This is a genomic window from Candidatus Amoebophilus asiaticus 5a2, from assembly GCF_000020565.1.
In the GTDB taxonomy this organism is placed as follows: domain Bacteria; phylum Bacteroidota; class Bacteroidia; order Cytophagales; family Amoebophilaceae; genus Amoebophilus; species Amoebophilus asiaticus.
Genome location: NC_010830.1, coordinates 1 through 19,135, shown reverse-complemented (window position 1 = coordinate 19,135; position 19,135 = coordinate 1). Strand labels below are relative to the sequence as shown.

At 34.5% G+C, this 19,135-nt stretch carries 14 protein-coding genes and 1 tRNA gene; 6 read left to right on the top strand and 9 right to left on the bottom strand.

Annotated features, from left to right (window positions below; all coding sequences use genetic code 11):
• Nucleotides 1-7 precede the first annotated feature (7 nt).
• The 4 genes from AASI_RS00075 to AASI_RS07470 all read right to left on the bottom strand — a co-directional run bounded on the left by AASI_RS00075 (nucleotide 8) and on the right by AASI_RS07470 (nucleotide 5,366).
• Nucleotides 8-871: a sigma-70 family RNA polymerase sigma factor gene (locus tag AASI_RS00075; protein ID WP_012472243.1), complete on the bottom strand. Its 864-nt coding sequence runs from the start codon at nucleotides 869-871 to the stop codon at nucleotides 8-10.
• A 110-nt stretch (nucleotides 872-981) separates the two neighbouring features.
• Nucleotides 982-3,123, bottom strand: a complete 2,142-nt coding sequence (locus tag AASI_RS00070) for a polyribonucleotide nucleotidyltransferase (protein WP_012472242.1) — start codon at nucleotides 3,121-3,123, stop codon at nucleotides 982-984.
• A 183-nt stretch (nucleotides 3,124-3,306) separates the two neighbouring features.
• The gene (gene rpsO, locus AASI_RS00065) at nucleotides 3,307-3,582 is read right to left on the bottom strand and encodes a 30S ribosomal protein S15 (protein ID WP_012472241.1); all 276 of its coding nucleotides are present in this window, start codon (nucleotides 3,580-3,582) and stop codon (nucleotides 3,307-3,309) included.
• Nucleotides 3,583-3,782: 200 nt separating this feature from the next.
• Nucleotides 3,783-5,366 carry an LptF/LptG family permease gene (locus AASI_RS07470; protein ID WP_012472240.1) on the bottom strand — a complete coding sequence of 528 codons (1,584 nt, stop codon included), beginning with the start codon at nucleotides 5,364-5,366 and terminating at the stop codon, nucleotides 3,783-3,785.
• Nucleotides 5,367-5,472: 106 nt separating this feature from the next.
• On the opposite strand from AASI_RS07470, the gene AASI_RS00055 reads away from it, so the two are divergent.
• The 4 genes from AASI_RS00055 to AASI_RS00040 all read left to right on the top strand — a co-directional run bounded on the left by AASI_RS00055 (nucleotide 5,473) and on the right by AASI_RS00040 (nucleotide 10,481).
• A tRNA-Met gene (locus tag AASI_RS00055) sits at nucleotides 5,473-5,546 on the top strand.
• Between the two features lie 35 nt (nucleotides 5,547-5,581).
• Nucleotides 5,582-6,277 carry a tRNA (guanosine(37)-N1)-methyltransferase TrmD gene (trmD, locus tag AASI_RS00050; RefSeq protein ID WP_012472239.1) on the top strand — a complete coding sequence of 232 codons (696 nt, stop codon included), beginning with the start codon at nucleotides 5,582-5,584 and terminating at the stop codon, nucleotides 6,275-6,277.
• Complete coding sequence (locus tag AASI_RS00045; RefSeq protein ID WP_012472238.1) at nucleotides 6,267-7,214, top strand: helix-turn-helix transcriptional regulator; 948 nt, start codon at nucleotides 6,267-6,269, stop codon at nucleotides 7,212-7,214. The genes trmD and AASI_RS00045 overlap by 11 nt, the downstream gene beginning before the upstream one ends.
• Nucleotides 7,215-7,913: 699 nt before the next feature.
• Nucleotides 7,914-10,481 carry a hypothetical protein gene (locus AASI_RS00040; RefSeq protein ID WP_012472237.1) on the top strand — a complete coding sequence of 856 codons (2,568 nt, stop codon included), beginning with the start codon at nucleotides 7,914-7,916 and terminating at the stop codon, nucleotides 10,479-10,481.
• 497 nt (nucleotides 10,482-10,978) lie between these two features.
• On the opposite strand, the gene AASI_RS00035 is transcribed toward AASI_RS00040, so the two are convergent.
• Nucleotides 10,979-11,362, bottom strand: coding sequence for a hypothetical protein (locus AASI_RS00035; RefSeq protein ID WP_012472236.1), 384 nt, complete (start codon nucleotides 11,360-11,362; stop codon nucleotides 10,979-10,981).
• A 523-nt stretch (nucleotides 11,363-11,885) separates the two neighbouring features.
• Between AASI_RS00035 and AASI_RS09245 the strand changes: the two genes are divergently transcribed.
• A complete protein-coding gene (locus AASI_RS09245) occupies nucleotides 11,886-12,197 on the top strand; it encodes an AAA family ATPase (protein WP_202943306.1) in 312 nt (103 codons plus the stop codon).
• Between the two features lie 53 nt (nucleotides 12,198-12,250).
• Nucleotides 12,251-13,024: an ATP-binding protein gene (locus tag AASI_RS00025; RefSeq protein WP_202943302.1), complete on the top strand. Its 774-nt coding sequence runs from the start codon at nucleotides 12,251-12,253 to the stop codon at nucleotides 13,022-13,024.
• On the opposite strand, the gene rlmD is transcribed toward AASI_RS00025, so the two are convergent.
• The 4 genes from rlmD to dnaA form a co-directional block, all read right to left on the bottom strand.
• Entirely contained in the window at nucleotides 13,011-14,417 is a 1,407-nt protein-coding gene (gene rlmD, locus AASI_RS00020; RefSeq protein ID WP_012472234.1) for a 23S rRNA (uracil(1939)-C(5))-methyltransferase RlmD, read from the bottom strand. The two genes, AASI_RS00025 and rlmD, sit on opposite strands and share 14 nt — an antisense overlap.
• A gap of 505 nt (nucleotides 14,418-14,922) precedes the next feature.
• Nucleotides 14,923-15,621 carry a porin family protein gene (locus AASI_RS00015; protein ID WP_187146269.1) on the bottom strand — a complete coding sequence of 233 codons (699 nt, stop codon included), beginning with the start codon at nucleotides 15,619-15,621 and terminating at the stop codon, nucleotides 14,923-14,925.
• Between the two features lie 333 nt (nucleotides 15,622-15,954).
• The gene (locus AASI_RS00010) at nucleotides 15,955-16,506 is read right to left on the bottom strand and encodes a porin family protein (RefSeq protein ID WP_083758780.1); all 552 of its coding nucleotides are present in this window, start codon (nucleotides 16,504-16,506) and stop codon (nucleotides 15,955-15,957) included.
• Between the two features lie 683 nt (nucleotides 16,507-17,189).
• Nucleotides 17,190-18,623, bottom strand: coding sequence for a chromosomal replication initiator protein DnaA (gene dnaA, locus AASI_RS00005; RefSeq protein WP_012472230.1), 1,434 nt, complete (start codon nucleotides 18,621-18,623; stop codon nucleotides 17,190-17,192).
• Between the last annotated feature and the right edge of the window lie 512 nt (nucleotides 18,624-19,135).

Sequence of the window (19,135 nt, the reverse complement as noted above, 5' to 3'; positions counted from 1 at the left end):
CGCAGGGTTAACCTAGATAGTTTTTTAAAGTTTTGCTGCTTGCTACATGGCGTAATTTTTTGATTGCCTTTTCCTTAATCTGGCGCACACGCTCACGAGTTAGGTTAAACCGAGTACCTATTTCTTCTAGGGTCATTGGGTTTGTACCTTTTAAACCAAAGTAATAGCTTATAACACCAGCTTCTCTTTCTGTAAGCAAGGATAAAGCACGTTCTATATCTTTGCACAAAGATTCATCAATAAGCGTATCATCAGGTTTATCTTCATCATCATCTTCTAATACGTCTAGTAAGCTATGCTCTTCACCTTGTACAAAAGGAGCATCCATTGATACGTGACGACCAGATATTTTCATGGTATCACTTATTTCGCCGGGCGTAACCTCTAGTTCTTCTGCCAGCTCTTCAGCAGTTGGTTCGCGTTTATATTTTTGTTCAAGCTGCGAGAAAGTCCTAGATAATTTGTTAAGGGTACCTACTCTGTTGAGTGGTAAACGTACAATACGCGACTGCTCAGCTAAAGCTTGCAAGATAGACTGTCTAATCCACCATACGGCATAGGAAATAAACTTAAATCCTCGTGTTTCGTCAAAACGCTGAGCCGATTTAATAAGTCCTAAGTTCCCCTCATTAATAAGATCACTCAACGATAGGCCTTGGTTCTGGTATTGTTTAGCCACAGACACTACGAAACGTAAGTTAGCTTTAGTAAGCTGTTCCAATGCAATTTTATCGCCTGACTTAATACGTTTTGCAAGTTCCACTTCCTCTTCTGGTGTAAGCAGGTCTACTCGTCCAATCTCTTGTAGATATTTATCTAAAGATTGGCTTTCGCGGTTGGTAATCTGCTTGCTTATTTTGAGCTGTCTCATATAAATAAATTGTTATTTAAAAAAATAGACGATAGTAAAGATGTAGCTATTTTCTACTAACTAATAATATACAGATATTTATTCTGTATTACAGCATATATAGTATACAATTAAGCTTCCGTTGCTTTTGGGTTAGGAAGTAATACTTTTCTAGACAGTTTATATTTGCCTGATTTAGGGTCGATCTCTAGTAGTTTAACAGGTATTACTTCACCTAGCTCTAGTACTTGATCAAGATTTTCTATTCGTTCCCATTTTACTTCAGAGATATGCAATAAACCTTCTTTGCCAGGCATAAACTCTACAAAAGCTCCAAAAGGAACAATAGATTTCACGGTTCCTTGATACACGTCTCCTACCACTGGTTCTGCAACAATATCTTTAACTCTTTTCTCTGCTGATTGCACAGCTTCTTGGTTAGGACCAAAGAATTTAATAATTCCTTTTCCTTCTACTTCTTCTATAATAATGGTAGTACCTGTTTCACGTTGCATCTCTTGAACAATTTTACCACTTGGCCCAATAACTGCACCTATCATATTTTTAGGTATGGTCATGGTACTAAAGCTAGGAGCATGCTTTTTATAAGTAGTTTTAGGCTCTGTAATGGTTTTATTCATTTCTCCTAAAATATGTAATCTGCCTGCTTTAGCCTGCTCAAGTGCTTTTTGTAAAAGTTGTGGAGTAAGACCAGAGACTTTTATATCCATCTGGCATGCAGTGATCCCTTTTGCTGTGCCAGCTACTTTAAAATCCATATCTCCTAATGCATCTTCATCACCCAATATATCAGATAAGATAGCATGTTTGCCAGTTTGCTCATCCATTAGCAAGCCCATGGCTATGCCTGAAACAGCAGATCGAATAGATATACCTGCATCCATTAACGCTAATGATCCTGCACATACAGTAGCCATAGAAGAAGATCCATTAGATTCTAATATATCTGAAACAATACGAATGGTATAAGGGTTTTCTGTATCTAGAGGTAACACTTTTTTAAGTGCACGCATAGCCAAATGTCCATGGCCTATTTCTCTTCTGCCAGGACCTCTGTTAAATTTCACTTCGCCTGTAGAAAAGCTAGGGAAATTATAATGTAACATAAACCGGCTATAGCCATTTAATAATGCACGGTCTATCAGCTGCTCGTCTAGCTTTGTGCCTAAAGTAACGGTAGTTAGCGATTGTGTTTCACCTCTAGTAAATAAGGAAGAACCATGTGCAGCAGGTAGATAATCGATTTCAGATTCTATAGCTCGTATTTCGTCTAATTTTCTTCCATCTAGGCGTAGCCCTTCATTTAAAGCTAAGTCACGCACTACCTGTTTCTCTAATTCGTAGTAGTATTTGTCAAAATGGACTGTGCTGGTTTCTGGATCTTGCTGTAATAATTCTTTTAGATATTCTTTTTTGATTTGTTTAAAAGAACTTTTACGAAGGTGTTTATTAGTAATACCTTTTTTTGCTGTAGCATATACTTTATCATATAATGCCTTGAAGGTTCTGTCTTTTAATTCAAAGTTTTCTGTTTCTTGTAATGGCTCTGCCTCGAACTTAAGAGTTGCTACTGCATCTGCTAATTCTTTTTGTACTTGACATTGTAGCTTAATGGCTTCATGAGCAAATTGTATAGCTGCTATAATGTCAGCTTCTTGTACTTCATCCATTTCACCTTCTACCATCAAGATGTTCTTTTCACTACCTCCAACCATTAGGTCAATATCGGCTTTTTCTAATGCAGACTGAGTAGGATTAACGACAAATTGTCCGTCTATCCTTGCCACTCGTACTTCAGATATGGGTCCTTCAAAAGGTATAGGAGAGATCATAAGAGCAGCAGAAGCAGCTAGTCCTGCCAGCGACTCTGGTAATATTTCTGGGTCTGCAGAAATTAAAAAAATGTTGATTTGTGTTTCATGTTTATAATTATCAGGGAACAAAGGCCTTATAGCTCTATCTACTAACCTAGAAATTAAAACTTCATGGTCCCCTAATTTCCCTTCACGACGTAAAAAGCCGCCAGGAATTTTACCAGCTGCTGCGAACTTCTCTTGATATTCTACATGTAGTGGTAAGAAATCTACAGTAGGGTCTAGTTCTTGTTTAAATACCACTGTTGCTAGTAGCATGGTATCGCCCATTCTTACCACTACAGAACCGTCAGCTTGTTTTGCAAGTTTTCCTGTTTCTATGGTTATTTCTCTGTGTTCAGGTAAGCTTATTGTTTTAGATATGATCTTGTTAAGCATATATGAGTTGTGTGTATTAATTGCTATGCTGTTTAATAAAGAGGTGTATGTACAGTTAAATTACAAATTAATGGCTTATAAGCGATTTTGTAATTTGTTATGTCCTTTTTTATCCTCACAGGTTGGGTGTGTGCATACGTATGATAAAGTCTACCATACGTATGTATACTAATAGAAAGGCTACTATTTACGTATGCCAAGCTTTACTATGATATCTCTGTATCGTTCTATGGCTGTATTTTGTAAATAAGTTAATTGTTTTTTCCGTTTACCAACGAGCTTAATAAGCCCTAACCTAGAAGCTTTATCCTTAGGGTACTGTTTAAGATGTTCCGTTAAATATGTGATTCTGTTACTAAATAAGGCAATTTGTGACTCTGGAGAGCCTGTGTCTTGTGCCACATTCTTAGCACTATAGGTTAAAAATATATCTTTTTTATCCTCTTTATTTAAAGCCATTTTGGTTAATTTTTAATATTTTTTAGACGGTTGTAAATATAATAATGAAAGATGTTATACGCAAGCTTCAAAAATATTTTATGCGTATTCGTGTATTATTGAAATATGGGCAATTCTTGCTTGTTATAATGGTAAATTGAGCATTTGTGTATTTTTGTTCTATTGGTAAGAGAATATACAGTCTTACTATATTTATATAACTACTTTTTTCTACGTGCTATAGATTTTTTTAGCTTTCTCCAGAATATACGATAGGCATCTCCTTCTAATAGACGGGTATCTTTTTGTGCTTGCCTTAGGAAGAATAACCCAAAAGGAAGCAATACAATATTAGGGGCCCAAGCACCACTTATTGTGTCTATTATGTCTACTTTTGCCCATTTTGTGCCAAATATGTCTACCATATAATACAGTAGTATAAATACAGTCGATATAAGAAGTGGTATGCCAAAACCTCCCTTTTTTATTAAAGCCCCCAAAGAAGCACCTATTAAAAGCATAAGAATACAGCCTATGGCATAAGAAGTGCGTTTATTTTTTTCAATTTGAAATTCTTTTAATTTTCTATCTACAGAGGTAATCTTATTGGTATATGGCTGTATCTTATATCTAAGCTCTTTTACTTGCTCTAATGCTTTTTGAATAATTTGTGAGCGTTTAGGGTTGTTAGCTAAGTCGTGTGTAATAGGTATTTTATTGCTAACAACGTTATCCTCTTGTACGCTAGGGGCAATAATAGTTTTTGAGTCTGTTTGTAACGATAAAGCCTGATGGCTACTTGTATCTGTTATATCTATATTATCTACAGCAGCCGTTTCTTTATGATTGGCTGGTAAGTTTGTATGATCGAGTGCAGGTAAATGGTAATGCTTTTGGAAATCTTTTAATATAGATGTTTGATTTTTCTTGATTCTTGACTGCATTTTACTAATATCTTTGATGATTTCCTTTGTGGTTTTAGTACTATGATAGTAAGTAAAATATTTTTCATTGGTTCTTGTCAGTTTAAATGCATCTAAATCAATAAGAACCTTTTGAGCTTTAAAACTTGTTCTATAAAAGTTAGGAATAATAACCTTACTAGAGGCTGTACTTGTTTTATTATCTTTTTTTTCTGGTAGCTTTTCTAAATAATTATGTCCATTAAACAATTCTATTACCAGGTATTGCCCATTGTTGATGGTCGTTAGCTGACCAAAAGATGCAGTAGTCATATGCACATTCCCTTTGTTTTTAGTGTGGTCATAGATGACAATATCTTCTAAGGTTTTTTGGTCAGGCAGCTTTCTTTCTACTCGAATACTATAATCCGGGATGCCATTATAAAATACGCCCTCTTTAATAGCTATAGAAGGTTTCTTTTTTCTAAGATCATATAACAGTGTGTGTGCTTTTACAGTTACTTTAGGTACAATATAGCCGTTAGAGAAATATACAAATATACTTAATAAGGTTACTAAGAATAGTAAAGGTCTTAATATGCGTATAAAGGGTATGCCTGCACTCTTTAATGCCGTTAGCTCTAGCTGCTCTCCTAAACTGCCAAATACCATGAGCGAGGATACCAACGTAGCTAATGGAAAAGCCATGGGAGTGGCATTAATACCAAAATAGCAAAAAAGCTGAACGTAAACCCAAAACCCTAGGTCCTTTCCGATTAATTCATCAAAGTATATGAGAAAAAACTGCATCAACATAATGAATACAGTTACGGAAAGTACAAGTATAAATAACTTGATAAAAGGTGTTAAAACTATTTTGTCTGTTCTTTTTATTAATGTCATCTGGTTCGAAATAGTTGCTATTTGCTCAAAGAGTTCTAAATTTGTAAAGAAATTTTAAAATAATGGTTAGAATTTACCATAAAATTTGTAATATAGCCGCTTATCAGGCGAGGTAGCTCAGATGGTTAGAGCGTCGGATTCATAACCCGAAGGTCGGGGGTTCGATTCCCCTCCTCGCCACATCATCTTACAAATATAGTATTTCTGTTGTTGCTATGCGTGTTGATATACTCACTTGTTTGCCTAAATTACTAGAAAGCCCTTTTGCACACTCTATTTTGAAGCGTGCCATAGACCGTAATTTATTAAATTTACATATCCATGATTTAAGAGACTATTCTCTTGATAAGCACAAAAAAGTAGATGACTATGCCTATGGAGGTGCAGCAGGTATGGTACTTGCTATTCCACCTATTGCTAGTTGTATCAATCAGCTAAAAGAAAAAGTAGCATACCAAGAGATCATTTATATGGCACCAGATGGTGAACTGCTTACACAACAGTTGGCCAATCAGCTTTCTATGCAAGAGAATCTACTAATATTATGTGGTCATTATAAGGGTGTTGATGAGCGTGTGAGGCAACACTTTGTAACACGTGCCATTAGTATAGGAGACTATGTGTTATCAGGTGGAGAGCTGGCAGCAGCTGTATTAGTAGATGCTATCGTAAGACTTTTGCCAGGCGTATTATCTGATGAAACTTCTGCACTTACTGACTCTTTTCAAGATAACTTAGTAGCGCCTCCAGTATACACAAGACCTTACAATTTTCAGGGTATGTGTGTTCCTGATATTTTGCTTTCTGGCAATGAAAAAGCTATTCGTGAATGGGAATATCAAACTGCTATAGAAAGGACTAAACAACTGCGTCCAGAATTATACAATAAGTTTAATACAGATGTTGAGTAAATATCATGAAATCATAGATACATTGGTTGCCAGGTTTGCTGGGGCCAACTCTATGAAGGTGATACAGCCTTTTAGCGTTCATCCTATTTGTATGCTGAACCATGTGCTTATACGTAGTAATGGTGGCCCCTTGTATTATGCGCAGCCTGGTCATGAATTGGTACAGCTATTGCCCAATGAATTTTTATTAATACCTGCCCGCCAGCCTGTTAACCTTGCTTATGGTAAAGCAGATATGTTGCCTATAACAGGGGCTTTGTTAATGGATAACTATACAAGCTATTTAACACCCCTTACACAGTTGCCTATGGATGATGCTACTTCTATAGGGTTTAGTTATATCAATTTTGATGTAGAAGTACTAGAATATGTAAATTTGTTTGATATCCTAGATTTGCCAACTTTTACTATTCCTACTTCTGTTAATTTTTTAAAACTGTTTGAGTATGTTTTAGAAGAGTGCTATATGGAAAAGCTAGCGAAGGTACACGCATTAAACCATGCTACTAATCTATTAGCTGTAGAGATAATTAGATATATATATCAGCATCGGTTGTTTGTAGATAGGCTTGTTGCTAAGCTTAAATACTTACAAGACAAACGTATTCTTGACATTCTTAAGTATATCAATAAAAATTTAAATAAAGATTTATATAACAAGGTATTAGCAGGCATAGCTAATATTTCAGAAGACTATATGGGACAGTATTTTAAACTGGCTATTAACGCACGGCCGCAGGCTTATGTAGAACACCAACGCATGAGACAAGCGCTTCATCTGCTTCAGGCTACCTCTCAATCAATAGAAACTATTAGCAGAGAAATAGGATTAAAGGATACGGCCTACTTTTGCCGAAGGTTCAAAAATTTGTTTGGTATACAAGCTAGCAAGGCACGTAATAGGAGTTTTATATTCAGTTGCCAATTGCAAGAGTAGGTGCATAGCACCTAAATAGTAGCATTTTTAATAAATGCTATACATTTATTGTTTTGTTTGGGGTAAATGCAAGGATATGCTCTACAAAACTTCTTTTCAGATTGCTTGGCTACGCTTTGTAGCGCCCAGCCCCTCTCAAACATCATTAAGGCTCCATAAAATAGGCATGAAAATTCAGTATATTATAAGTAATAAGATTACATAGTTTCACCTTGGATTGTTGTCCATTACTTTCCCATGATTTTATATATATATCATAGTAATTTTATAGAGTGTCCAATGTGGGCTAGTGCAAAACAAAGTCTTATCAAAATATTTTACTATTGCTGCTAATTAATATTTGTATATGTTCTAACAAGGACATATAAATGTTTCGAATCGTTTAAAATAGTTATTGTCATACTCTTTCACTATTATCTATAGAATGCTATTTTAACCGTATTAGCCATGATAATGTATCTAACATAACTGACACTATGTAGCAATAGCTAATATATAACATTTTGAGTGCTTGTGTTGAATTAATACGCAGTCTAAGTACAAAATTAGTCAAACTATATCAATTAATTTTTTAAAAAATGTTTGGACCCAGACTAGATGCTATGTATATTTGGCACAAATCAAAAATATATAACGTATATAATATAATCTATTACAATTGCAAAAAACAATTTCACAGTATATTAAACTTTGACAATTATGAAAGTATTAAAACAAATAATTAATAAACATATGTCTTTGTCACTAGGCACCTTATTTGCCTTGATGATCATGACAGGTGTTACTGCTTGCGAGAGCTGTAATACTAAACCAAGTACAGACGGTAAACCTTCTCTTTCTATAAAAGGGGGTAAAGAGGAAAATGGTAAAATTGTATTCCAAGATTCGGAAGGTAAAGAAAATAGAACAGTGACTGTAATCGTTGATCTTGATGATGATTCTAAAAGCAACAGTAAATCGGCCATTTATGCAAATTATCTCTTAAATGTTACGTTAAAAGGTGCTGATAAACTAACCTATGAAGGTTTTGATAAGCAAGGAAAGTCCGTGCCATCTGAAGTTAAAAGTGGAGAGACTCTAACAGGAGAAACATTAGAACATTTTATCAAAGATGCTATAGATGGTACATTAGAGAGCGCTCATGAGATAGAATTTAAGTTCTGTCCAGCTAGTGATATAACGGAAATGGAGGCGACATTCGAGCTTCGGGATAAAAACAACTCAAATGATTCAATAGATAAAAAAGTTGTGTCGTGGAAGGCGGCTGAGAAGCCTAAAGATGATAGGAAAGACTTAGAGGAAAAAGAAGGATTATTAAAGGAAATTGAAGAAAAAGAAGCTGAAATAGTAGCAATCGAGAATAGTATAAAACAGATCAAATTGGCAGCTGACTCTGATGTGATTGGGGAAGTAACACTAGAACAAGTAGATAGCGTTAAAGCTGAACTTGATAAAGCTAAAGCTTCAGTTGAGGCAATAATTAATAAATCTGATGCAATAGTAGCTAACTCTGCGGATGAGGAGATTAAGGGGCGAGTGGCAGGGAATATACAAAAAGCTCAACAGCTATTAACACAAATACAACAGATAGAAACTCAATTAGCATCAAAATTAGCCCATGAAAGGCCAGAATTACTTATAGAAAAAGTAAAAGGAAAAAAGGACTTTATGGATAGCCAGTATGCAATATTAAAAGAAGCATTAGACAAGAAGAAGGGATTAAATCTTGATACAGCTAAAAATGTACTAGTAATAATAGAAAAAGCAAAGGAAGAGATAGAGACAATAGCAGGCCATCTAAACAAATGGGCAGGAGAAGACAAAGAAGTAGCGAAACAAGTAGAACAAGCTATTAAGAATGCAAAGAGTGCTTCAAATCTAGCTAACAGAGCAAGAAAAGGCTATGAAAAAGTAGATAAAGAGGATGCTATAGCAAAATTCGAGAATGATATTAATGCTGCAACGAATGAAGCAAATCGTGCAACTACTCTATTAAATAGTATAGAGGAAGGCAATCTAGCCGAGGCTCTAAAAGCGATAGCTTCAGCAGAAGAAAATGAAAAACTTGCAAAATTGGTACTAGATACTCGATTGAAATCATATTTAGTAACTGAAAAGGACAAGCGAGATTTTCAGATAAAATTAGCACCTGTTAGTGATGCTATAGCTGCAGTACATAATGCTTATAACAGCGCAGTTGCAGCAGAGTTAAAAGTAGAAGCAGACAAAGTAGCTAAAGAGGGAGAAAATAAAGAAGGAAAAGCAACAGCTACAGCTAAGTCAGCAGAAGAAGCAGCTAGAATAGCAGCAGATGAAGCAGCTAGGCAACAAGCAGCAGCAGAGGAAGAAAGGAAGCAGAAGGAAGCAGCAGATTTAAAAATATTGGAAGATAAGGTAGCTAATCTAGAAAAAGCGCATGACAACGCTTCTAAGAAAGCGGAAGCTGATAAAAAAGAGATAGCTGGTTATAAGAGTAAAGGTAAATACAAAAATGTACAAGAACGTAAAGCTGCCGAGAATGCGAGAGTAAATGCTGAATTAGGCGCAGCAAAAACTGCGCTAGATAAAGCACGAACTGAGTTAGAAACTTTTAAGCAACAAGCAGCAGCAGAAGAGGACGCTAGAATAGCAGCAGAGGAAGCAGCTAGGCAACAAGCAGCAGCAGAAGAGGAAGCTAGAATAGCAGCAGAAGAAGCAGCTAGACAAGCAGCAGCAGAAGAGGACGCTAGAATAGCAGCAGAAGAAGCAGCTAGACAACAAGCAGCAGCAGAGGAAGCTAGAATAGAAGAAGAAGGCAGAAGAGCAGTAGAAGAAGCAGCTAGAAAAGAAGCAGAAGAAGAAGCTAGAAAAGCAATAGCAGAAGGAATCAGACAAGCAGTTAAAGCGGTCTACTTTGCTCATCCACAAGAAGAAAAGGAAAGTTTTGGAAATGAAGGATATGAGTTAAAGTTGGCAACTAGCAAGGATACAATAATAGCTAAGCATGTGCCCATTAGAATTACAAGTGATAATGAACATGTTAAAACTACCTTAAATAGCAAACCTGTGACTTATGGTACAGAGGTATTATTAAGTGATTTTCTTGCTGAAGACCACCCAATAGATGCAAATGCTGACTCTACACTAATTGTGCTAAAAGTAGAGCCTATTGGTACAGATAACTCTGCTAATAATGCTACAATTACTATAGAGATATTGGGAAGTGACGCAACAGGTACTAAGGAAGTTGTTAATAAAAGAGAGATGAATTGGACAAAAGGTGCTTAAGGAACAGTGCGTTTGTTAAATCATAGTTATAAAAAAGGGACCTTTAAGGTCCCTTTTTATTTATGCTTTTTCTCTTTTCTGCTAAATGGCTAGGTTGTTAACTTAGAAGCAGCGTAATTTATTACTTTATATTTAGTACTTGAATTCTTAATATTATCTTTTAAATATTATCTTTTATAAGCATGTCTCCTTTTTTGTCCGAGCAACAATTTATTTTATTTCTGTGTTTACATACATTAGAGTTCTTCTAAAACCCTACAAAAACTAGATATAAACCTATTTAAGTGAAGGCAAGTGATAGGTTTCAGAAGAACTCTATTTACTTAGGGTGATTGGTGAGCATTTGATAGGTAACAAATCTATACACGCAGGTAACTATAGATGTACAAAAACTTTTCTATTTACCATTAAAGATGAGTTTAGTGGTATTCTTATTATTAAGAGATTGGTCTTTTAAGTCAATTCAAAAGGATTATACTATAGAAATCAAATAATATCTAATCCTCAGGATAAGGTATAGATATAAACTTATGGAACCCTTTGGTAGCATCTATTACCAATAAGCAGCAAAATTCATCAGGATCTTTATATACATTTTTGAAATCAACTTGTTTGTCGGGGGTTATCAACTGAGCTTGAACTAAGGCTTCTAAGTAAGTAGCGTAATAATACCACTCATTCTGCATTTCACCCTTGTCTATTAATAGGGGGCCTAGATGTATAGGCGTAGTTGCAATAATAAAGATAGGATAGTCATATTTTCCCCTTTCTCTAATAATGTAAGCAGTCTCTCGTAGCCGATCAGCTACACAAACAAAGTCGCTAGTAATAATACCTAGATATTTACCATCTAATTGATCAGTATCTTGCAGGTTGCTCATAAATGATGCTAATTTTTTTATTTAATTTATTCAAAAATAGGTAATAGTGGTGGAAAATGTTAGCTCAACGGTAGCTAGTAAGCTTATTTTTTATAACCTAAGTCGTCAAAAAATGTATTTAGCCATAAAAATAAATGAGCCACATTACTAAAAGCGTATTGTATAAATTATCCTATTAGCCTTGTTCTGTTGTATTGATATCAAAGAATAGACCTACTGCGAAACAGAGAATCTATATAAAAGTTTAATTTTTGGAAGTTAAATTCACTATTTGTAAAAATTTAACCTGCGTTTTACATGCTTTAAATGCATATTTTCATTTCTTGTATTTTCTCAATTATGCAAAATGCACCTCTACTTTTTTATAACAGTTATTTCGCAGTAGGTCTAATATAACTTCTAAGGTATAACCTATAAAGGATATATAAAGTATTGTACAATTTTAGCTTTATTTTCTAAATTTGTACAAATATATAGAAGTATACAGCCCACTTTACATAAAATAGCAACATAATTTCCTGTTATTGCACTTTTAGGTCCTAGGCAATCTGGGAAAACTACCCTTGCACGCTTAACTTTTTCTAACCACAAGTATGTTTCTTTAGAGGATTTAGATATAAGAACACAAGCTTTAGAAGATCCCAGAGAATTTTTAGAATTTCATGAAAACTCATATGGGTTAATTCTAGATGAAATTCAAAATGCTCTCACGCTTTTATCGTATATACAAACACAAGTAGACCAAACCCGTACGCCTGGCTATTTTATATTAACCGGCTCTCAAAATTTTCTAGTAAACCAATCTATTAGCCAAACCTTGGCAGGTAGAGGATAGCTATTTTTACATTATTACCTTTATCTATATCAGAATTAAAAGGAGCAAATTTAATGCCTGAGAGTATAGAGGAGTTGGTGTATAAAGGTTGCTACCCTGGGTTATATGCTCATAATTTAGATTTATCTATCTGGTATTCAAGTTATACGCTAACCTATCTAGAACGTGATGTAAGGCAGGTGGCAACTATTAAAGATTTACCCACTTTTCAGTTATTTTTAAAATTATGTGCTGGTAGAGTAGGGCAGTTATTAAATGTGTCGTCTTTGGCTAGCGATTGTGGCATTAATATGAAGGCTGCTCAAGGGTGGTTATCGTTGCTGCAGGCAAGCTATATTATATTTTTATTGCAGCCTCATTACAAAAACTTTAATAAGCGTTTGGTCAAGACTCCTAAGCTTTACTTTTATGATACGGGCCTTGCTTGTTCATTGTTAGGAATAACATCTGTAGATCAGTTAAGGACCCATTATATGCGAGGCAGTCTAGTTGAATCTCTTATTATCGCTAATTTTTTTAAAGGATATTATAATAGTGCTCAAATTCCTCGCCTATACTTTTGGAGAGACAACTATAGTCATGAAGTAGATTGCCTGATAGAGCAAGCTGATATCTTAATTCCTGTTGAAATAAAATCTGGCAGGACAGTGGCTTCAGACTATTTTTCAGAATTAACATACTGGTCTAAACTATCTGGTAGCGACCCAGCTGATAATTATCTTGTTTATGCAGTCACAGAAGGACAAAAGCGTAAAAATGGGCAAGTACTTTCTTGGAAAGATTCAGACGCTATTATTCTAGGAAATGTTACATCTAAGTCGTCTTAACTAGCACAGCTACATTTTCTACATGGCTCGTATGTGGAAACATGTCGATGGGTTGTGCATGGGTAAGTACATATCTATCTTGCAAATCATGAATGTCCCTGGCTTGCGTGGCAGGGTTACAGCTTACATAAATAATCTTTTCTGGTGCTACCTGTAATAGTTGTTGAACAACGTCTGGGTGCATCCCTGCTCTAGGCGGGTCTGTTACGATGATATCTGGCCTTCCACATTCTTTAAGTAACTCTTCATTAAATATATCTTTCATGTCTCCTAACCAGAAGCTTACGTTGCTAAGCTGATTAAGTTGTGCATTAATTTGTGCATCCTTGATAGCACTTTCAATCATTTCAATGCCAACTACCTGGCGTGCCTTTCGTGCTAAAAAATGGGCAATGGTACCTACGCCTGTATATAAATCATATACTAGCTCATGTCCTTGTAAATTAGCTAAATCTGCTACTGTTTGATAAAGTACTTTAGCTTGTGTAGAATTGGTTTGAAAAAAGGATTTAGGCCCTATTTGCCATTGAAGTCCGTCAATAACTTCTGTAATAAAAGGCTGGCCTGCATAGCAATGAACTTCTAGGTCGTAAAAAGTTTCATTGTATTTAGTGTTAACTATATACTGCAAAGAGGTAAGTGTAGGAAACTTTTTTTGTATGAAATCCATTATATGCACAATTGGGCCTTCCTGATTTTCTCCAAACTGTACAATAACCATTACTTCACCCGTAGAAGTAGTACGGACAATTAGATTTCTAAGTAGCCCCTGGTGACTCCTAAAGTCATAAAAACTGTAACCATGTTCTCTTGCAAACTGGCCTACAGCCAGTCTAATAGCATTGGATGGTTCTGCTTGTAAGTAACAATGCTGAATATCTACTACTTTGTCGAAGTAGCCAGGCTTATGAAAACCCAAAGCATACCTATCTAAAGGCTGGTCGCTTTGTATTTCTTGCTGTGTTAGCCAACGTTTATTGGAAAAAGTATATTCTAGCTTATTTCTGTAGTATTGATTAGGATCGGCAGCCAATATCTTTGCCACTGGAGGATTGACTATGCGCCCTAATCTAATTAGCTTTTCTTTTACAAGCTGCTCTTTAGCAGCCAATTGAGCTGAGTAGTCGATATGCTGCCACTGGCATCCACCACAGACACCGAAATGCATACAAAAGGGTTGTATACGGTTAGGGCCAGGCTTATGTAGTTGTACAGGAATGGCTTCTGCATAGCCACGCTTTTTTTTCATGATTTGTATATCCATGATATCGCCAGGTGCTGCTTGTTCTACAAAAACAACTTGGTTGTCTACGCGTGCTACACACCTGTTTCCTTCTGCTAAATCGCCAATAATTATATCTTTTATAATCTGTTGTTTGTATTTTGGGGCCATGATAGTGAGCCTAGTTTAAATGCTTATATGTTGCTGCTTGTAATAAATAATACAAAGCTAAGTTAACTTGCATAACTATAAAAAGATTAACTTCTTTTAACAATAGATACTGGTAGGTACTTATTAAAGCTTATGATTCAGTAGTGTTTAATAAGAGCTTAATATTGTACGCGTTCACGGGTCTACTACCTTTAAAATGAGCCAAAAACGTATATTTTATTTAGCAACTACCTATAAAAATTATTGGTTATGGTTAGTATACGGTTAATTTTTATTCTTAGCAACCAAGTGACTTTTTATACTTTAAACAATGAGTTGCTAGTATTGGCAGATACGTGAACGCATACTAAGTATTAATGTTTATACAGCGAGCTTGATACATAAATATGCTTCAGTTAACGAGTAAGAATATTTATGATATGGCTTGATAAGAAAAGTAAATGTTGCTATAAATATTAATATACAATAAGAGAAGTTATTACCTATAGCTAGCTTAAAAGCTAAATTAAAAGAAATATTTTAACAACTTTGCAAAGTTATAGCTTAGGTTAAAGTTAAGATTAGTATTAACAAATTTATCTGCTTTTATTATATCTATTAAGCCTGAATAAATATAAAACCCTAGCCCTAAGCCAAGCGCAAATTCATAATTAAATCCACCCACAATTCCTAGTTGAAACCGCTGTAGTGAGATTTTACTTTTTGCTTCTGTTAGTGTTAGGTAAACCATCTTATAGTTGCAAGTACTTGAATCTTGCGTTAATTCTGCTTTTTGTGTTACAATAAGCTCACCATCAACTATATAACCTAGTTGAAATCCACCAAAGAAACAACATCCTTTCCATTTAGGAATGGGGTAAAATCTTATAGTAATAGGTACGTCAATAGATTTTATTTTAACCTCTGTAGAGAAATCTTTATCTTTACTTAACACTATTAATTTAGCCCTACAACTTTTTCTAACATACGTCACACCAGCTCTAATGCCTAAGCCTCTATAAAATTTATATTCACCAAAGAATTCATATTCTTGTTCCCAATTGTAGTATCCTAAAAGTCCTATTCTCCAATCCAAACCAACTTTTGTGTTTTCTGATTTGTTGGTTGGTAAGGTGCTAGTGTTCTTTTTAGATGAAACCTCTTTTCCATATACTACTTTGCTGCAAGCTAATGCTATAACGATCAAAGACAAATACGTTTTCATATGCTTCATTGTTCTAGGCTTATATTATGTTTTATTATTCAATATTGGGTATCCTAAAAATAGATATGAGTTTAAGCACTTATCTTATTAGCTTATATATCAACTAATAATTTATTAAATTTATCCAACACATCATAGCTAGAATTATATTCTTGCTAGTGTGTACTATGTCAAAATGTGAATTTATAAGCCGAGGACATTACAGAATTCTTGTATGGCCTTTTGGTAATATTTGATCTTGCCTAGCATGTAGCTGCTGTGGTTTTATATATGTGGCGGGCTGTGTTTCCTTGTTAAGTATATAACCTCAAGAAGCATACATATTTAAGATTATCATTTTAAAACTTTTGCAAAGTTATAGCCAACAGCCCAATATAAGTTCCAACCATTATACTTTTCTGCTTGTATTACATCTATGAGAGCGTTGCCTGCACTAAATCCTAAAGTTAGTCCAGGTCTAAACTCATAACTAAATCCTCCTACAATGGCACACTGAAACCTAGTAGTTTTAACCAATTTACTTACTTGAGTTAGTGTTAAAGTTTCTATGATATCCTCTTCTTGTTGGTTTGTTCCTGAAGTTCTTGCTGTTTTTCTAATCCAAAATTTTCCATCAACTACATAACCTAATTGCATACCTCCAAATAAACAAAGCTGTCTAGTCTTTTCTGGATAAACTCTTAAAAGAAGGGGTAAATCAATGCAATGTATTGTGCACCGTACAGGGTAAAATATAACACCTTTGCCTTTTTTATCACTTAAAGCAATAGAGTCAGCACCATACACATTTGCGAAATATGATATTCCTGTCCTAATTCCTAGTGACTTGTTTAATCTATATTCAGCAAATGCTCCAGCTTCTAATCCAAAAAATCCAAACCCTATATGAACACCTAACTTCTTTTTTTCTCTTTATTACGTATTAATTCATTCCTGGGTTGTATACCTGCCGCAACTTTGCCATAACTAAAACTAAGTTTTTCCAAGATTAAGATTATAAAAAATAAATAATGATATTTCATCTTGTATTGCATGGTTGGTAGATATATATATGTTATGGGTTAATAGTTAAGTATAAATCTACAAATTTAATAGATTTTAAAATTGTGTTTTAAAAAAATAATTTTTACATCGTTTGCGTAACTTATACTCGCTAAAAGCACTTGCTTCGATTACCAAATTAAGGGGGGTAAAGGTACTTTACCATTAAGGGCAACTAATGTTGTTTAGTTTGTTGACTGATGCTTTATTCTTACCTTTTTAGGCGATATCTCTTGTCCATATGTCAATGAGCTAAAAAGCAGCACTACATGATAGAAGATAGATATCTTGTTGATATATTATATGTCCTAAAGTTTATGGATTTTATACTGCTTCAATATAATGTTATAAAACCAGATATTTATTTTAAGCTTCTACGGCCTGCCGTACGGACATAGGAAGACTTTTCAATGCGTACGACTTAATAGTTGAAAGGACAAAAGAAATTTATTTGTATGCGTTATATATTGCTAGCAACATACACGTCACTACTGTATTATTGCTATTATTAACCTATATGGGTCTTTTTAATGAGCTTGTGGAAGTTTGATTTTTACTTTTCTTTTTATTTCTTCAAAAGATGCCTTGAACTGATGTTCGGTATGTAGCATATCATCCACTGCTTGTATGGCATGAATAACGGTACTATGGTCTCTACCACCACAATATTGTCCAATTGATTTTAAAGAGTGATTGGTGTAGTGTTTTGCCAAATACATGGCTACTTGTCTGGCAATAACAATTTCCTTTTTACGTGTTTTACTTTTAATACTTTCTAAAGAAACATTAAAATGCTCTGTAACTATCTTGTGCAGATAATCTATACTTATCTCAGTATCAATATCATGCACAATATTTTTCAACACCTGCTTGGCAAGTCCTAAATCAACATCTCGTTTGTTAAGAGAAGCGTGTGCAATTAAAGAAATAATTACTCCTTCTAGTTCACGAATATTAGTGTCTACACTTTGGGCGATATATTCTACTAGATCTTCCCCTATATCTATACCATCCGCTTGTATTTTGTTTTTGATAATAGCTATGCGTGTTTCAAAATCTGGCTGCTGCAAATCAGCTGTTAAGCCCCATTTAAATCGAGAGAGCAATCTTTCTTGCAAACCTTTCAAATCTCGTGGTGGGCAATCGCTGGTCATCACAATTTGTTTGCCAGACTGGTGTAGGTGATTAAAAATATGAAAAAATATTTCTTGTGTTTTTTCTTTACCTACTAAAAACTGTACATCATCTAAAATAAGTACATCAGCTTGTAAATAAAAGTGTGTAAAATCTTGTACACTGTTATTGCGTAGGCTTTCTATAAATTGAGTGGTAAATTGTTCAGAAGAAGCATAGAGTACAAATTTATTGGAAAAATGCGCTTTTACTTCGTTGCCTAGCGCTTGTACAATGTGGGTCTTTCCTAATCCTACTTTACCATACAACATCAGTGGATTAAAAGCATTGTTGCCAGGCTTTTTAGCTACAGCTTGTGCAGCAGACCTTGCTAATTGGTTACAGTCGCCTTCTATGAAAGTTTCAAAGGTATAGTTAGGATTTAAATAGGAAGCTTGATGAAGATCTTTAAAATTTTTAAGGGTAAACGGATTGTGTGGAGAATCAGTTAAAGACGGTTGGTTATTATTTCCTTGAATATAATTTCGCTGAGTAGGTAAATTAATGGTAACAGGAGCCCTCTGGTTATTTCCTTGATCAACAATAATAGAATATTCTAGTCGACCTTGTGGTCCTATTTCTTGCATTATTACCTGGCGTAATAAACCTAAATAGTGTTCTTCTAACCATTCATAAAAAAATTGGCTGGGTACTTGTATGGTTAATATGTTATTCTCTAATTTTTTAGGAACAATAGGTGTAAACCAAGTTTTAAAGCTTTGTTCATTAACTTGGCCTTTTATAAATGCTAGGCAGTTGTTCCAAATTAATTCACATTGACTAGGCATAACTTCTGAATTGGACGCTACAGTGTGGAGCTAAAATTATTAAAAAAGAATCAATTTATAATGGGCTTTTCTTTGTTCTGCTAGTTAAACTAAAAATTGGTAAATAACAACCCTAAATCAGTTTACATAAATAATTTTTCGTTGCTTTCCTATCTAGTTGCTAATCAAAATTTTAAACATATTGTTAAGTATTTTGTTTGTTGTACTACTATGAAATTGTGGTTATAAGAGGAAGCTTTTATATAGCCTATTGAAGGCTTGTGTCATAATCTAAATAACCGCTTAGCTTTGTAAGCATAACATGTAGTTAGAAAAGAAGTTAGGTATGTAGTTCGCTTTTTTATAAGTACATAGGTAACTTGCATATGCTTTATATTATTCGTGATATGTTTTATAAAACTCCTAAACTACCAAGTTGCTTATTGAAATAATTGCTTCTCTGGTTAATTACTAGCAACTTAATTTATTTATTGGATAATATATTACTAATATGCTAGTAATTAGTGTTTTAA

Bases quoted from the DNA above. Each gene is read 5' to 3' on its own strand.
- AASI_RS00075 (WP_012472243.1), bottom strand. From the start codon at position 871: ATGAGACAGCTCAAAATAAGCAAGCAGATTACCAACCGCGAAAGCCAA.
- AASI_RS00070 (WP_012472242.1), bottom strand. From the start codon at position 3,123: ATGCTTAACAAGATCATATCTAAAACAATAAGCTTACCTGAACACAGA.
- rpsO (WP_012472241.1), bottom strand. From the start codon at position 3,582: ATGGCTTTAAATAAAGAGGATAAAAAAGATATATTTTTAACCTATAGT.
- AASI_RS07470 (WP_012472240.1), bottom strand. From the start codon at position 5,366: ATGACATTAATAAAAAGAACAGACAAAATAGTTTTAACACCTTTTATC.
- trmD (WP_012472239.1), top strand. From the start codon at position 5,582: ATGCGTGTTGATATACTCACTTGTTTGCCTAAATTACTAGAAAGCCCT.
- AASI_RS00045 (WP_012472238.1), top strand. From the start codon at position 6,267: ATGTTGAGTAAATATCATGAAATCATAGATACATTGGTTGCCAGGTTT.
- AASI_RS00040 (WP_012472237.1), top strand. From the start codon at position 7,914: ATGAAAGTATTAAAACAAATAATTAATAAACATATGTCTTTGTCACTA.
- AASI_RS00035 (WP_012472236.1), bottom strand. From the start codon at position 11,362: ATGAGCAACCTGCAAGATACTGATCAATTAGATGGTAAATATCTAGGT.
- AASI_RS00025 (WP_202943302.1), top strand. From the start codon at position 12,251: ATGCCTGAGAGTATAGAGGAGTTGGTGTATAAAGGTTGCTACCCTGGG.
- rlmD (WP_012472234.1), bottom strand. From the start codon at position 14,417: ATGGCCCCAAAATACAAACAACAGATTATAAAAGATATAATTATTGGC.
- AASI_RS00015 (WP_187146269.1), bottom strand. From the start codon at position 15,621: ATGAAAACGTATTTGTCTTTGATCGTTATAGCATTAGCTTGCAGCAAA.
- dnaA (WP_012472230.1), bottom strand. From the start codon at position 18,623: ATGCCTAGTCAATGTGAATTAATTTGGAACAACTGCCTAGCATTTATA.